This is a genomic window from Nocardioides sp. Iso805N, assembly GCF_000364605.1.
Lineage (GTDB): Bacteria > Actinomycetota > Actinomycetes > Propionibacteriales > Nocardioidaceae > Nocardioides.
In genome coordinates, this window is the sequence record NZ_KB822579.1 from 270,363 (window position 1) to 285,424 (window position 15,062).

Genomic DNA, 15,062 nt, shown 5'->3' on the forward strand with positions numbered 1-15,062 from the left:
ACCGGTGCGGCCGGTAGGCGTACCCCGAAGTAATCGCTACGGTCGCGTAGCGTGACTGATTCCCCGCTGACCACCGTCCCGCGCTCGGTCCTCGTCACTGGAGGCAACCGCGGCATCGGCCGCGCCATCGCCGAGGCGTTCCTCGCCCAAGGCGACAAGGTCGCGGTGACGACCCGCAACGGCGGTGCCCCCGAGGGCGCCCTCGACGTACGCTGCGACATCACCGACCCGGAGCAGGTCGACGCGGCGTTCGCCCAGATCGAGGAGGCCCACGGTCCGGTCGAGGTGCTCGTCGCCAATGCCGGCATCACCCACGACACCCTCATCCTGCGGATGAGCGAGGACGACTGGACCTCGGTGGTCGACACCAACCTGACCGGCTCCTACCGGCTCGCCAAGCGTGCCGCGAAGGGCATGCTGCGGCTCAAGCGCGGCCGGCTGATCTTCATCTCCTCCGTCGTCGGCCTGCTCGGCAGCGCCGGCCAGGCCAACTACGCCGCCTCCAAGGCAGGCCTGGTCGGGTTGGCCCGCTCGCTCGCCCGCGAGCTGGGCTCGCGCAGCATCACCGCGAACGTCGTCGCCCCCGGGTTCGTCACCACCGACATGACCGACGTCCTCACCGACGACCAGAAGACCGCGATCAAGCAGCAGGTGCCGCTGGGTCGCTACGCCGCTGCGGACGAGATCGCCAGCGCCGTGACCTGGCTCGCCGGCGACGGCGCCGCCTACGTCACCGGCGCCGTGATCCCGGTCGACGGCGGCCTCGGCATGGGCCACTGAGCCACCACCACGTACAGACAGGAACTCTGATGGGACTTCTCGAAGGCAAGCGGATCCTGGTCGCCGGGGTCACGATGGACAGCTCGATCGGCTTCGCGGTCGCCAAGGTCGCGCAGGAGCAGGGCGCAGAGGTGCTCATCTCCAACTTCGGCCGCGCACTGTCGATCACCAAGCGGATCGCCAAGCGACTCCCGGTCGAGCCGCCGGTGCTCGACCTCGACGTGACCAACCAGGAGCATCTCGACGGCCTCGCCGACGCGGTGCGCGAGCACTTCGGCGCCGACGCCACCCTGGACGGTGTCGTGCACTCGATCGCGTTCGGCAACCCGGAGACGCTGCTCGGCGGCAAGTTCCTCGACGGGCCTTGGGAGGACGTCGCCCAGGCGGTGCAGGTCTCGGCGTACTCGCTCAAGAGCCTGGCCATGGCGACCAAGCCGATCCTCGCGCCCGGTGCCGGCATCGTCGGCCTCACCTTCGACGCCACGGTCGCGTGGCCCGCGTACGACTGGATGGGCGTGGCGAAGGCCGCCCTCGAGTCGACCAACCGCTACCTCGCGCGCTACCTGGGCCCCGAGGGGATCCGGGTCAACCTCGTCTCGGCAGGACCGCTGCGCACCATCGCGGCGAAGGCGATCCCGGGCTTCGAGCAGCTCGACGCGATGTGGTCCGACCGCTCGCCGCTGGGCTGGGACAACACCGACCAGGAGCCGACCGCCAAGGCGGTGTGCGCGCTGTTGAGTGACTTCTTCCCGGCGACGACGGGCGAGATCGTGCACGTCGACGGCGGCTACCACGCGATGGGCGCCTGAGCGGTCTCACGCGAGCGGGACGCGACGCGCGGTCGGGTGCTTCCGCCGTCTAGGCTCAGCCCCATGCGGACCCTGGTCATCATGCGGCACGCCAAGGCGGAGGCCTCGGCGCCCAGCGACATCGAGCGGCGACTCACCGAGCGTGGCCACGCCGACGCCGAGGAGGCCGGCGCCTGGCTGGCGCAGCAGCGGATCAGTCCCGAGGACGCGCTGGTCTCGGGAGCCGCCCGAACCACGCAGACCTGGGAGGACGTGGCGTCCGGCGCGGGCTGGGAGCTGGAGGTCGCGCAGTACGTCGACGCGCTCTACACGGCCGGCACCGATGCGACCCTCGATCTGATCCGCGAGACCGACGACGGTGTCACCACCTTGGTGGTGATCGGGCACAACCCGACGATCGGGCTGCTGGCCCAGGCGCTCGATGACGGCGACGGCGACGACGACGTCGCCAATGCGATGGTGGCCGGCTTCCCGACCTCGGCCGTCGCGGTGTACTCCTACGACGGCGACTGGGCTGACGTCGAGGAGGCCAGCGCGACGCTGACCGGCTTCCACGTGGGACGCGGCTGAGGGGTTTGACCCCCAGGGGTCAAAACCGCAGCCTGGGGGGCAAAGCATTGCCCAACAACGTGCGGTTCTGACCCCCAGGGGTCAAAACCGCACACGCGACACTCAGAGCAGCGGCGGCGCCGGCGTCACGATCCCGGCCTCGGCATCGGCCGCCTCGATCTCCTCGCGGGTGAACCCGAGCAGGTACATGATCGTGTCGAGGTAGGGCACGTTGACCGCGGTGTGCGCGGCCGAGCGGACGGCCGGCTTGGCGTTGTAGGCCACGCCGAGGCCAGCGGCCGCGAGCATGTCGAGGTCGTTCGCGCCGTCGCCGATCGCGACCGTCGAGGCCTCGGTGAGACCGAGCTCGGCGGCGAACTCGCGCAGCGCACGGGCCTTGCCCGCACGGTCGACCACCTCGCCGACCACGTTGCCGGTGAGCACGCCGTCGACGATCTCGAGCTCGTTGGCGCGGGCGTAGTGGATGCCCAGGTCCTGTGCGAGTCGGTCGGTGATCTGGGAGAAGCCGCCGGAGACGATCGCGAAGCGGTAGCCGAGCCGGCGCAGGGTGCGCACCATCGTGCGGGCACCCGGGTTGAGGTGCAGCGACTCATAGACCTCGTCCAGAGCGGAGGCCGGCACACCGGCGAGCAGCTTCACCCGCGCTCGCAGCGACTCCTCGAAGTCCAGCTCGCCGCGCATCGCGGCCTCGGTGACCCGAGCCACCTCCTCCTCGCAACCGGCATGGGCGGCGATCATCTCGATCACCTCGCCGTCGATGAGGGTGGAGTCGACGTCCATCACGACCAGCTTCATGCCGCGACGCAGCAGGTTCTCGGGCTGGACAGCGATGTCGATGCCCTGGGCGGCGGCCTCGATCGCCAGCTCGGTGCGCAGCACGTCGGGCGAGGCGCCGGAGACGTGCAGGTCGAAGGCGGTGACGGGATAGCGCGCCAACCGGATGATCCGGTCGATGTTCGCGCCTGCGGAGGCGATCCGCCGGGTGACGGCGGCCATCGCGGCTGCCTTGAGCGGCGTGCCGAGCACGGTGACGTGGGCGCGCTCGCGGGAGCGGTGCGGCCGGTCGCCCGAGCCGGGCTCGATCTCGACCGACATCTCCAGGGCCCGGGCGGTCTCCTCGATCGCCGTCCGCAGCGCGTCAGGGTCAGCAGGAGCGGTGACCAGCAGGCCGAGCACGAGTCGGCCGCGCAGCACGATCTGCTCCAGGTCGACGACGGCGACGCCCGCGAGCGCCAGGGTCGCCAAGGTCGAGGACGTCACGCCGGGCCGGTCACGACCGGTCAGCGTGATCAGCAGGGTCTCGGGTGCATCAGCCATCGCAGGGCGAACGCTATCGCCTCCGACGCTCCGACCGCTCAGTGCGGCCACACCTCGGGCGAGCCCGCGGCGGTCATCGCCCGGCGTGCCGCCCGGTCCAGGGGCACCAGCGCGTCGCGGCGAGCGCTCATCTCGTACGCCGACACCGCGCCACCGTCGTCCTCGAGCGCGAGCGCGACGATCTCCGCGGCCTGCTGTCCCCGCGCGGCCAGCTCGACGCAGCGCACGGGTACGCCGGGGGCGGCCTGCAGCGGATCACGGTGGCGCAGGTTCATCAGCCGGTCGGCCACCTCGGGGCGCCAGCGCGCCACGTCGAGGTCGGCGAGCGCCTGGGCCGACTCCACGAGCGCCGCCCGCAGCGCGCGGTCGGCTTCCCCGACGTCGGGCAGCTGGCGGCGCTGGGCGGCGTACGCCTGCCAGGTGATGACCGCGCCGACGCGGGTGGGGACGAGGCCGACGCCGGCGTCGGAGACCACCGCCTCACCGGCTTCAAGCGCGGCGTGGTTGAACGGCGGTGGCCCGCCGAGGCCGACCGCGTCTCCCTCGGCCGGGAACGAGCAGCCGAGGCCCGTCGCTCCTTCGGCACGCAGCCGGCCCAGTCCGACGACCAGTGTCTCGGCGGCGTCGCTGCCGCCCAGGCCCAGCTCACCGAGTCCGGCAACGGTGTGGGTGGCGTCATCGCCGATGACCGCGTCGAGCATCAGGTCGGTCACGACCGCGCCTCGCAGCCATGCTGTGCCCCACCATGCGAGCCGGAGGGCGGGGGAGGGGGAGGTGGCCGCTGACATGGCGCAGAACGTTAGTCGATATCTTTGCGGCCATGGCCGCCGTCCTTGATCTCGTCGATGTCACCGTTCGCCGCGGCCAGAGCCTGCTGCTCGACCAGGTGACCTGGCGGGTCGAGGAGGACGAGCGCTGGGTGATCCTCGGCCCCAACGGCGCCGGCAAGACCACACTGATGCAGCTGGCGGCCGCGCAGCTGCATCCGACCAGCGGCACGGTCGACGTCCTGGAGGCCCGGCTGGGCAAGGTCGACCTGAGCGAGATCCGCCCGCGCATCGGCGTCACCAGCGCCGCGCTCGCCGACCGGATCCCGCGGGCCGAGTCGGTGCGCGACGTGATCGTCACGGCCTCCTACGGCATCTACGGCCGGTGGAAGGAGGAGTACGACGTGGTCGACCACGATCGTGCCGAGTCCCTCCTGACAGAGGTCGGCATGGCCCACCTGGCCGACCGGACCTTCGGCACCCTGTCCGAGGGCGAGCGCAAGCGGGTCCAGATCGCCCGGGCGCTGATGGTCGACCCGGAGCTGCTGCTGCTCGACGAGCCGGCGGCCGGCCTCGACCTCGGTGGCCGGGAGGACCTGGTCTCCACGCTGTCGACACTCGCCTACGACCCCGACTCGCCGGCCACGGTGCTGGTCAGCCACCACGTCGAGGAGATCCCGCAAGGCTTCACCCACGTGCTGATGCTGCGCCGCGGCAGCGTCGTCGCCGCGGGGCTGATCGACCAGGCTCTCACCGAGGCGAACCTCTCCAAGACCTTCGGGATGCCGCTCGCACTCGACGCGGTGGAGGGCCGCTACGCGGCGCGGCGCCGTACGCGACGAGCGCAGTGACACGCCCGCACGGACGTGTGTGCCGAAACGAGGTTTGAACGCCTTGCCGCGTGACTAGGCTGCAAGTGTGGACTGGTTGATCTGGCTCTGTGTCGCCGCGGGCCTTGCGATCCTCGAGCTGCTGAGCCTGGATCTGGTCCTGCTCATGCTCGCCGGGGGTGCGCTGGCGGCGACCTTCGTCGCGATCCCCAGTGACAACCTGGTCATCGAGGCCCTCGTCGCCATCGTGGTCAGCGCCGGCATGCTCAGCCTGGTGCGCCCCTCCCTCGTCGAGCGGTTGCACCGTGGCAGCCCGCACGTACGGATCGGTCCCGAGCGGCTGCTGGGCGAGCGCTTCGAGGTGACCACCTCGATCAGTGCCGGGCACCCCGCCCAGGTGCTCATCGCAGGTGAGCAGTGGACCGCTCAGCCCTATGACGAGACGCTCGTGATCGACCCCGGCTCGACGGTCGAGGTTCTCCAGATCAAGGGCGCCACAGCCTATGTCCACCCCCTTCCCAAGGAGATCTGATGGCCCTGGCAGTCCTGATCGTCGTCGCCGTCCTGGCATTGTTCGTGATCATCACGCTTGCCAAGTCGGTGCGGATCATTCCGCAGGCCCGCACCGGCATCGTGGAGCGGTTCGGCAAGTACAAGGGCTCGCTGGCGCCGGGGCTGAACGTCATCACGCCGTTCGTCGACAAGGTCCGCTACATCATCGACATGCGCGAGCAGGTCGTCTCCTTCCCGCCGCAGGGGATGATCACGCAGGACAACCTGACCGTCTCGATCGACACGGTGCTCTACTTCCAGGTGACCGACCCGATCGCTGCGACGTACGAGATCGCCAACTACATCACCGCCGTCGAGCAGCTCACCATGACCACGCTGCGCAACATCGTCGGCGGGATGGACCTGGAGAAGACGCTCACCAGCCGCGAGTCGATCAACAGCCAGCTCTCCGCGGTCCTCGACGGCGACACCGGTCGCTGGGGCCTCAAGGTCAAGCGCGTGGAGATCAAGTCCATCGAGCCGCCGCCGTCGATCAAGGACGCGATGGAGAAGCAGATGCGCGCCGACCGCGACAAGCGCGCCGCGATCCTGCAGGCCGAGGGCGAGCGGCAGTCCGCCATCCTCTCCGCCGAGGGCAAGAAGCAGTCCGCCATCCTCAACGCGGAGGGCCAGCGCGAGTCGCAGATCCTCTCGGCGCAGGGTGAGCGGGAGGCCGCGATCCTGCGCGCCCAGGGCGAGGGCCGGGCGATCCAGACGGTCTTCCAGGCGATCCACGACGGCCAGCCCGACCAGTCGCTGCTGGCCTACCAGTACCTCCAGCTCCTGCCGCAGATCGCCCAGGGCGATGCCAACAAGCTCTGGATCCTGCCCAGCGAGTTCACCAAGACGATCGAGGGTCTCGGCTCCTCGCTGACCTCGGCCCTCGGCATCCCCGCCAAGGCGGCGGGCGACTTCGAGCGCGTCGACATGGGCCCGGACGAGACCCTGCTCGCCACGTCGCGCACGGCGGAGGCCGACCACGCGGTGCAGCAGGCCATCGCCGAGGCCGCGTCCGCCGCCAACCCGGGGCTCCCGGCGCCGTCCGACCCGACAGGTCCGACCGACCAGGCCGGTCCGTCAGCCGCCGACGAGGAGCCCGGCGCCTGATGGAGCTGAGCGATGTGATGCGGACGACCGCGGCGATCCGCGAGTTCACCGCTGATCCGCTGCCCGACGCGGTGCTGGCTCGGATCCTCGAGCTCGCTCGGTTCGCGCCGAGCGGCGGCAACCGCCAGGGCGTGCGGATCGTCGCCGTCCGCGATCACGAGACCCGCGAGCGCATGGTCGAGCTCACCAAGCCGGGCGTACGGCGCTACGTGGCCCAGATCAAGGCCGGTGAGGGCCCGTGGAACCCGCTCACGCCACCGGGCCCCACTGCCGAGGAGATCGCGGCGACCAAGGTGCCGGACTCGTTCATCGAGCCGCTGCGGCACGCGCCGGTCGTGCTCGTCGTGCTGGTCGACCAAGCGGCACTGGCCAGCACCGATCAGGACCTCGACCGCGTCGGCCTGGTCGGCGGCGCATCGGTCTTCCCGTTGGTGTGGAACATCCTGCTCGCGGCCAGGGCCGAGGGGTACGGCGGTGTCATCACCACCATGGCCGCCTCACAGGAGCCGGCCGTGCTGGAGCTGCTCGGTGCGCCTGCCAGCCACGCCGTGGCCTGCGTCGTACCGCTCGGGCGACCGGTGCACCAGCCCACCCGGCTGCGGCGACGCGAGGTCGCTGAGTTCGTCACCCGGGAGCGGTTCGACGGCGAGCCGCTCGAGGTCACCTCGCCGTAACACGGGCCCGGCACAGTAGCGGCCATGCGATACGCGCAGGCGCTGCACGGCCGGACCTACACCTTCGACGGGATCGTCGAGGTGCTGGCGAAGGCGTCGCCACACCGCTCCGGTGACGTGCTCGCCGGGTGCGCCGCGTCCTGCGACGCGGAGCGCGCCGCCGCGCGCTATGTGTTGGCCGACCTGCCGCTGCGCACCTTCTTGGAGGAGGATGTCGTCCCTGCGGAGCAGGACGACGTCACCCGGCTCATCCTGGAGTGCCACGATGCCGAGGCCTTCGCGCCGGTTGCCGGGCTGACCGTCGGAGAGCTCCGGGACTGGTTGCTCGCTGTGGCAGCGCGCGGGGAGACCTCGACGCTGGCAGGCGTGGCGCCGGGTCTGATTCCCGAGATGGTCGCCGCCGTCTCGAAGCTGATGCGCAACCAGGACCTGATCGCCGTCGCGGCGGCCACGCAGGTCCTCACCCGGTTCCGCACCACCGTCGGCCTGCGCGGGCGCCTGTCCACCCGCCTACAGCCCAACCACCCGACCGACGACGCGGCCGGCATCACCGCGACGATTCTCGACGGCCTCCTGCTGGGCAGCGGCGACGCGACGATCGGCATCAACCCGGCGTCGGACGATCCGGCGACGGTGGGGCGGCTGCTCCTCCTCGTGGACGAGATCCGCGAACGCTACGCCGTACCGACCCAGTCGTGCGTGCTGACCCACATCACCACGACCCTGGACCTGATCGAGCAGGGCCTCCCGGTGGACCTGGTCTTCCAGTCCATCGGCGGCACCCAGGGTGCCAACGCAGGCTTCGGGGTCACGCTGGCGATGCTCGCCGAGGCCCGGGAGGCGACGTTGGCCCTCGGGCGAGGCACGATCGGCTCCCAGGCGATGTACTTCGAGACCGGGCAGGGCTCGGCGCTCTCGGCCGATGCGCACCTCGGCACCGGCGGAAGACCCGTCGACCAGCAGACGCTCGAGGCCCGCGCGTACGGCGTGGCGCGCGCCTTCGATCCGTTCCTGGTCAACACCGTCGTCGGTTTCATCGGACCGGAATACCTCTACGACGGCAAGCAGATCATCCGCGCCGGGCTGGAGGACCACTTCTGCGGCAAGGTGCTCGGCCTGCCGATGGGCGTCGACATCTGCTACACCAACCACGCCGAGGCCGACCAGGACGACATGGACACGCTGCTCACCGTCCTCGGGGTCGCGGGCTGCAGCTACATCATGGGCATCCCCGGCACCGACGACGTGATGCTGGGCTACCAGTCCACGTCGTTCCACGACGCGCTCTACGCCCGCCGGGTGCTCGGCAAGCGGCCGGCGCCGGAGTTCGAGGCGTGGCTCGACGGGTTGGGCATGCTCGACGGGCCGACCGGCGTGCGCGCGCTCGAGCCGGCGCTGAGTCCGTTCGGCGAGGGCTTCGCGGCCCTGAGCGCGGGGTCGGCAGGCCGATGAGCGTAGATCTTTGGGCAGCGCTGCGAGCGAGGACGCCGGCCCGGATCGGTCTGGGCCGGTCCGGCGACGCTCTACCGACCTCGGCGGTGCTCGCCCTCGGTGCCTCCCACGCAGCCGCGCGCGATGCGGTTCACCATCCGCTCGACGTGGCGGCAGTTTGTGCCGATCTCGCGGAGCTGGGCATCGGCGAGCCCGTCGTGGTCCCGTCCGCCGCGCCGGACCGGGCCACCTACCTGACGCGACCCGACCTGGGTCGGCTGCCCGGCTCGGACCTCCCGGCGGCGCCCGCCACCCCGACCACGGACCTGGCGGTGGTGCTCGCCGACGGGCTCTCGGCGACGGCGCTTGAGCAGCACGGAGTCCCGGTGCTTCGCGCGCTGCTGCCACTGCTCGATGCGGCGACGGGCGTCGCGCCGCCGGTGGTCGCGGTCCAGGCCCGGGTGGCGCTGGGCGACCATATCGGCCAGGCGCTCGGTGCCCGGGCCGTCCTCGTCCTCATCGGTGAGCGGCCGGGGCTTTCGGCCAGCGACTCGCTCGGTGCCTACCTGACCTGGGCGCCGGCCCCGGGCATCCTCGACAGCGCGCGCAACTGCGTCTCGAACATCCGCCCGCCCCACGGCCTGGACCACGGGACCGCCGCGCGGCTGATCGCGAGTCTGCTCAGCGGAGCCCGCCGCCTCGGCGCCAGCGGCGTACGGCTCAAGCCGGAGGCCGGGTTCTTCATCGAACGGTAACAACACGTGCCGTCAACGTGCCGAAACGATTCCTACGGTCGGGGCACCGTCACAACGAAATCGGAAGGTGCGCCATGCCGGAGGGACACGAAATCGTAGAGCTGAGCCAGGACGAGGCCCATCTGGCCCGCCTCGGCTACAAGCAGGAGCTCTCCCGGAGCTGGTCGGGATTCTCCAACTTCGCCATCTCGTTCTCGATCATCTCGATCCTCGCCGGCTGCCTGACGACCTTCTACGTCGGGTGGAACAACGGCGGCCCGGCCGGGATCGCGTGGGGCTGGCCTGTGATGGCCGTGCTGATCCTGGTGATCGGGTACTGCATGGCCGAGCTGGTCTCGACATACCCGACCTCCGGCGGTATCTACTGGTGGGCCAGCAAGCTCGGCGGCCCTGCGGCAGGCTTCTTCACCGGCTGGCTCAACATCATCGGCCTGCTCGGCATCTTCGCCTCGGTGGCCTATGGCTGCGCAGGCTTCTTCGACAGCTTCGTCGGCGGGCTCTCGTCCTCGTGGGCCGCGCACTACTCGCTGACGCGGGTCTTCATCGAGTTCGTCGTGATCCTGGTGCTCGCCGCCGCGGTGAACATCTTCTCCAGCCACCTGCTGGCGATCATGAACAACATCTCGGTGTGGTGGCACGTCATCGGCGCCGCGGTGATCGTGGCCATGCTGTGGTTCTTCACCGCCGACGGCACGCACCACAACTCGGTCGGCGAGGTCTTCTCCACCACCGTCAACAACACCGGCTTCTTCAACGGAAGCACGCACGGGCTCGGCTTCATCATCATGATCCTGCCGCTCGGCGCGGTGCTGACCCAGTACACGATCACCGGGTACGACGCGTCGGTGCACCTGTCGGAGGAGACCAAGGGCGCCGCCAACGCTGCCGCCCGGGGCATCACCAGCTCGATCCTCTACTCCGCACTCGGTGGCTGGGTGCTTCTGCTCAGCCTGCTTTTCGCCGTGCAGGACAAGAACGGTCTCACCAAGGGCGGCGGCGGCATCTTCGTGCTGCTCGGTCAAGCGTTCACGCCGCACGCTGCTGCCGTGATCGTCTTCATCTCGACCTGCGCGCAGTTCTTCTGCACCTGCGCCTGCCTGACCTCGTGCAGCCGGGTCATCTTCGCCTTCTCCCGCGACGGAGCGGTGCCGTTCTCGCACCTGTGGTCGAAGGTCAACAGCCAGAAGACCCCCGTCAACGGCGTCCTCATCTCGGCCGTGATCGCCCTCATCATCACGCTGCCGGCCCTGATCAAGGTCTCCATCGGCGGGGCGCCGAGCCCGATCGCGTTCTACGCCGTCGTGTCCATCGGCGTCCTCGGCCTCTACGGTGCCTTCGGGATCCCGATCTTCCTGCGCTGGCGCAAGGGCGACGCGTTCGAGGCCGGTGCGTTCAACAACGGCCGCAAGTACCGCTGGATGAACCCCATCGCCGTCATCGAGATCGCCATCATGTCGGTCGTCGGCATCCTGCCGACCTCGAGCGTGGGCGTGCCGTGGATGGACGGCTTCTCGATGAAGTACGTCAACTACGCGATCCTGGTCGTGCCCGGCGCGCTGATCCTGCTGGCGATCTACTGGCGGGTCTCGGTGCGCACCTGGTTCACCGGCCCCAAGAGCACGATCAGCGCCGATGCCGTCGAGGTCGCCGACCTCGGCGAGGGTCCGGTCGCCGAGCCGGCCTGATCCGTCGCCGCTGGCTCAGTGCTCGACGTAGGCGCTGAGCCAGCGGTCGAGCTCGGCGTAGGCGCGGGCCCTGGCCTCGGGGCGTGAGAGCACCACGTCGTGCTTCGCGCCTGTGACGGCGATGTAGGTGACGTGTGGCCCGACGGCGGTCGACCAGCGCCGGATCTGGGCGACGTCGAGGACGATGTCGGTGCCGTGCACCAGGTCGTCGACGTCGCCGTCCGCGGCCGGGTGACCCGACGCGCCCGACGAGAGCACCAGCACCGGTGCGCGGACATCGAGGCCGGCGTGGAGCTGCGCGTGGCCGTGCCGGATCGCCCGCAGCCAGCCGGCGTAGACGGTGAACGACTCGACCGGCTTCCAGACCAAGTTGAAGTCCCACTCCCCCCCGTGATCGCGATGCAGCGAGCGGGTGTAGAAGCCGGAGACGGAGCGCGGGATGATCCGCATCGGCTGCAGCCGGCCGAGCTGTCGCACCACGGGGGTCAGCACGATCCGTGCCAGCGCGGGGCCCTGCAGGTCGAACCACGGCGAGTTCAGGAACATCCCGGCCAGGCCGTCGGGCTGGCGCGAGTCGGCCCACAGCGGCGTGGTCAGGCCGCCGGTGGAGTGGCCGGTGACGACGACGCTGTCGTGCTCGGCACGGATCCGGCGCCACACCTCGTCGAGGACGGGGAAGTAGTCGGCGAGGTCGGTGGTGTAGTTGGGCGTCTGGTGCGCCAGCATCGACCGGCCGTACTTGGGCAGGTCGACGGCGTAGAAGTCATAGCCCCGCGCGGTCCACCACTCGGCGTACTCGGTCTGGAAGAAGTAGTCGGCAAAGCCGTGCACGTGCAGCACCGCTCGCCGCGTCGGCTCACCGGCCCCGAGCCGGACCAGCGTCGCAACGACCTCGCCCTCGTGGTCGTCGGGGAGCGGGATCGTCTCGGCGGTGTAGGGAGCGCCCAGTACGTCGGTGGTCACAACGGCATCCTGTCAGGCCCCACCGACAGGCGGGGTGCTGGGCGGCCGAACTGCCAGTGCACCAGCGGGATGGTTCGTGGTCACCATCCAGGCGCGGCCCGGTCGCAGCCACCACCGCAGCAGCCGCGAGTCGTCGACGGTCCACACCAGCAGGTCGAGACGGTGTCGGCGCGCCAGGCGGCGGAGCGTGACAGCGGCGAGCACGTGGTGCGCGCACAGTACGTCGGCGCGTGCCGCGGCGTACCTCCTCCAGGGGAAGAGCTGATGGCGCAGCGAGGCGGCCGCCGTCCACAGGGGGAGCCCGCTCAGCGACGTGCCCGTGGAGAGGCCGACCCTAAGACCGTGACCGTGCTGGTCGGCCCAGTCGCGCAGGCTCCGGGCGCCGGGGACCGAGCCCGTGGTGATGACGATCTGCTCGGCGCGAAGATGGCGCAGCGCCGTCGACGCGGCCTCGATCTCATAACCGTCGGCCTTGAGGTCGATGTGCGCGCCGGCGCGGCCGGCCAGCCGCTCGAGCAGGGAGTCGTAGGGGAGCAGCTCGATGCCGGGGCTCTCGTCGGTGCTCTCGTCCGGGGCGTCGTGGGTGACGACCAGCCGCCCGTCGGCCAGCCGTCGTACGTCGAACTCGACGTAGTCCACGCCCAGCTCCAGCGAGTGCTCCAGGGCGTGCAGGCCGTTCTCGCCGGATGGATCATCGCCCGCGCCGCAACGGTGCGCGCTGATCAGGACCACAGCACGACGGTAGTGGCTGGGCGGTCGACGTCGTGCGCGACCGTTCTGCCGTGCCTCGGTCGCCGTACTACTCGCTCAAGTGGAATAGCCTGGACCACGGCTTGGTTCAGGGTGATAGTTCACGTTTAAACTAAATGTGAAACCTGAGAAACGGAGACAGCGATGGGCATGCAGTTCGGCATCTTCACCGTCGGGGACGTCACCACCGATCCGACCACCGGCGCGACGCCGACGGAGCACGAGCGGATCAAGGCGACCGTCGAGATCGCGAAGAAGGCCGAGGAGGTCGGCCTGGACGTCTTCGCGACCGGAGAGCACCACAACCCGCCCTTCATCGCCTCGAACCCCACCGCGACGCTCGCCTACATCGGTGCCCAGACCGAGAACATCATCCTGAGCACCTCGACCACCTTGATCACCACCACCGACCCGGTGCTGATCGCGGAGGACTACGCCAAGCTGCAGCACCTCACCGACGGCCGCGTCGACCTCATGATGGGCCGCGGCAACACCGGCCCGGTCTACCCGTGGTTCGGCAAGGACATCCGTCAGGGCATCAATCTCGCGATCGAGAACTACGCGCTGCTGCGCCAGCTGTGGACCGAGACCAACGTGGACTGGAAGGGACGCTTCCGCACGCCGCTGCAGGGCTACACCTCGACCCCCCGTCCGCTGGACGGTGTCGCACCGTTCGTCTGGCACGGCTCGATCCGCAGCCCCGAGATCGCCGAGCAGGCGGCCTTCTACGGCGACGGCTTCTTCCACAACCACATCTTCTGGCCCGCTTCACACAGCGAGCAGATGGTGCGGCTCTACCGTCAGCGCTTCGCCCACTACGGGCACGGCACCGAGGAGCAGGCGATCGTCGGGCTCGGCGGCCAATTCTTCATGCGCAAGAACAGCCAGGACGCGGTCAACGAGTTCCGCCCCTACTTCGACAACGCGCCGGTCTACGGGCACGGACCGTCGCTTGAGGACTTCACCGAGGCCACACCGCTGACCGTCGGCTCTCCCCAGCAGGTCATCGAGCGGACGCTCTCCTTCCGGGAGTACGTCGGCGACTACCAGCGCCAGCTGTTCCTCCTCGACCACGCCGGCCTGCCGCTGAAGACCGTCCTGGAGCAGCTCGACCTGTACGGCGAGATCCTGCCGACGCTGCGGTCCGAGTTCGAGAAGCTGCGGGCGCCGGGGGTCCCGGACGCGCCGACGCACGCCTCCCTGATGCAGAAGGCGGGCGGTCCGAAGGACACCGCCGTCTACGGCGCCGACGACGCCACCGGCACGACGGATCGCCGACTGGACGACCCGGACGTCACCAAGGCGCTGGAGGGCGAGCTGTGATGGGTCTCAACACGCTCGACCACGCCAAGCGCATCGTGGTGGTCTCGGCGGGACTCAGCGTCCCGTCGAGCACCCGGCTGCTGGCCGACATGCTGGCCGAAGCCAGCGAGCGGGCCGTCGAGGCGCGCGGCGTCGAGGTCGAGGTGCAGCACGTCGAGCTGCGCGGCCTGGCACACGCGCTGACCGACAACCTGCTCACCGGCTTCCCGTCCCAGGAGCTGGCGGCGGCGATCGACGCCGTACGGCACGCAGACGGTGTGATCGCGGTGACGCCGGTGTTCTCGGCGTCGTACTCCGGGCTCTTCAAGACGTTCTTCGACGTCCTGGAGCTCGGCGTCCTCGACGCCAAGCCGGTGCTGCTGGGTGCCACCGCCGGCACCGCCCGGCACAGCCTGGTCATCGACCACGCCCTGCGGCCGCTGTTCGCCTACCTGCACGCGATCGTCGTCCCGACCGGCGTCTTCGCCGCCACCGAGGACTTCGCGGCGACCGGCGCGGGCGCCGGGGGAGACCTGCACAAGCGGGTCGAGCGCGCGGCCGGCGAGTTCGCCGGTCTGGTCGCGGGGGCCACGAGTGTGGCCACCGCGGCCGCCCCGCGGCGGCTCGTCGAGGACGAGTTCGAGCACCCGACCGACTTCGCCGACCTGCTCAAGCGCGCCAGCGACGGCCCGCCGGAGTACTGATCACACGGAGGCCCGACTCAACGCGTACGGAGGCCCGACTCAACGCGTACGGAGGCCCGACTCAAC

The 15,062-nt window shown here is 70.2% G+C and carries 16 protein-coding genes; 12 read left to right on the plus strand and 4 right to left on the minus strand.

Annotated features, from left to right (window positions below; genetic code table 11):
• Nucleotides 1-51: 51 nt before the first annotated feature.
• From fabG to H036_RS0113285, 3 genes are all read left to right on the plus strand, one after another.
• Nucleotides 52-780 carry a 3-oxoacyl-ACP reductase FabG gene (fabG, locus tag H036_RS0113275; protein ID WP_017935282.1) on the plus strand — a complete coding sequence of 243 codons (729 nt, stop codon included), beginning with the start codon at nt 52-54 and terminating at the stop codon, nt 778-780.
• 29 nt (nt 781-809) lie between these two features.
• Nucleotides 810-1,589: an enoyl-ACP reductase FabI gene (gene fabI, locus H036_RS0113280; RefSeq protein WP_017935283.1), complete on the plus strand. Its 780-nt coding sequence runs from the start codon at nt 810-812 to the stop codon at nt 1,587-1,589.
• A gap of 63 nt (nt 1,590-1,652) precedes the next feature.
• Entirely contained in the window at nt 1,653-2,159 is a 507-nt protein-coding gene (locus H036_RS0113285; protein ID WP_017935284.1) for a SixA phosphatase family protein, read from the plus strand.
• A gap of 102 nt (nt 2,160-2,261) precedes the next feature.
• Here the strand turns inward: H036_RS0113285 and serB are convergent, their stop codons facing one another.
• On the minus strand, nt 2,262-3,476 hold the full coding sequence (gene serB, locus H036_RS0113290) for a phosphoserine phosphatase SerB (protein ID WP_017935285.1): 1,215 nt from the start codon (nt 3,474-3,476) through the stop codon (nt 2,262-2,264).
• 38 nt (nt 3,477-3,514) lie between these two features.
• On the minus strand, nt 3,515-4,189 hold the full coding sequence (locus H036_RS0113295) for a hypothetical protein (RefSeq protein ID WP_232421864.1): 675 nt from the start codon (nt 4,187-4,189) through the stop codon (nt 3,515-3,517).
• A gap of 107 nt (nt 4,190-4,296) precedes the next feature.
• Here H036_RS0113295 and H036_RS0113300 point away from each other — a divergent pair, with 107 nt between their 5' ends.
• The 7 genes from H036_RS0113300 to H036_RS0113330 all read left to right on the plus strand — a co-directional run bounded on the left by H036_RS0113300 (nt 4,297) and on the right by H036_RS0113330 (nt 11,277).
• The gene (locus H036_RS0113300) at nt 4,297-5,094 is read left to right on the plus strand and encodes an ABC transporter ATP-binding protein (RefSeq protein WP_017935287.1); all 798 of its coding nucleotides are present in this window, start codon (nt 4,297-4,299) and stop codon (nt 5,092-5,094) included.
• 67 nt (nt 5,095-5,161) lie between these two features.
• Nucleotides 5,162-5,605 carry an NfeD family protein gene (locus H036_RS0113305; protein ID WP_017935288.1) on the plus strand — a complete coding sequence of 148 codons (444 nt, stop codon included), beginning with the start codon at nt 5,162-5,164 and terminating at the stop codon, nt 5,603-5,605.
• Nucleotides 5,605-6,732: an SPFH domain-containing protein gene (locus tag H036_RS0113310; protein ID WP_017935289.1), complete on the plus strand. Its 1,128-nt coding sequence runs from the start codon at nt 5,605-5,607 to the stop codon at nt 6,730-6,732. Before H036_RS0113305 ends, H036_RS0113310 begins: the two co-directional genes overlap by 1 nt.
• Nucleotides 6,732-7,406 (plus strand): nitroreductase family protein, encoded by a 675-nt coding sequence (locus tag H036_RS0113315; RefSeq protein ID WP_017935290.1) that lies wholly within the window; start codon nt 6,732-6,734, stop codon nt 7,404-7,406. The genes H036_RS0113310 and H036_RS0113315 overlap by 1 nt, the downstream gene beginning before the upstream one ends.
• Nucleotides 7,407-7,430: 24 nt before the next feature.
• A complete protein-coding gene (locus tag H036_RS0113320) occupies nt 7,431-8,858 on the plus strand; it encodes an ethanolamine ammonia-lyase subunit EutB (RefSeq protein WP_017935291.1) in 1,428 nt (475 codons plus the stop codon).
• Nucleotides 8,855-9,592 (plus strand): ethanolamine ammonia-lyase subunit EutC, encoded by a 738-nt coding sequence (gene eutC / locus H036_RS0113325; RefSeq protein WP_026146035.1) that lies wholly within the window; start codon nt 8,855-8,857, stop codon nt 9,590-9,592. Before H036_RS0113320 ends, eutC begins: the two co-directional genes overlap by 4 nt.
• 74 nt (nt 9,593-9,666) lie before the next feature.
• On the plus strand, nt 9,667-11,277 hold the full coding sequence (locus H036_RS0113330; RefSeq protein WP_017935293.1) for an amino acid permease: 1,611 nt from the start codon (nt 9,667-9,669) through the stop codon (nt 11,275-11,277).
• Nucleotides 11,278-11,292: 15 nt separating this feature from the next.
• Here H036_RS0113330 and H036_RS0113335 read toward each other — a convergent pair whose 3' ends face one another.
• Nucleotides 11,293-12,240, minus strand: coding sequence for an alpha/beta hydrolase (locus tag H036_RS0113335; protein WP_017935294.1), 948 nt, complete (start codon nt 12,238-12,240; stop codon nt 11,293-11,295).
• A gap of 12 nt (nt 12,241-12,252) precedes the next feature.
• Nucleotides 12,253-12,972: a glycerophosphodiester phosphodiesterase gene (locus tag H036_RS0113340; RefSeq protein ID WP_017935295.1), complete on the minus strand. Its 720-nt coding sequence runs from the start codon at nt 12,970-12,972 to the stop codon at nt 12,253-12,255.
• A 168-nt stretch (nt 12,973-13,140) separates the two neighbouring features.
• Here H036_RS0113340 and H036_RS0113345 point away from each other — a divergent pair, with 168 nt between their 5' ends.
• A complete protein-coding gene (locus tag H036_RS0113345; RefSeq protein WP_036488425.1) occupies nt 13,141-14,313 on the plus strand; it encodes an LLM class flavin-dependent oxidoreductase in 1,173 nt (390 codons plus the stop codon).
• Entirely contained in the window at nt 14,313-14,996 is a 684-nt protein-coding gene (locus H036_RS0113350) for an FMN reductase (protein WP_017935297.1), read from the plus strand. The genes H036_RS0113345 and H036_RS0113350 overlap by 1 nt, the downstream gene beginning before the upstream one ends.
• The last annotated feature ends 66 nt before the right edge of the window (nt 14,997-15,062 follow it).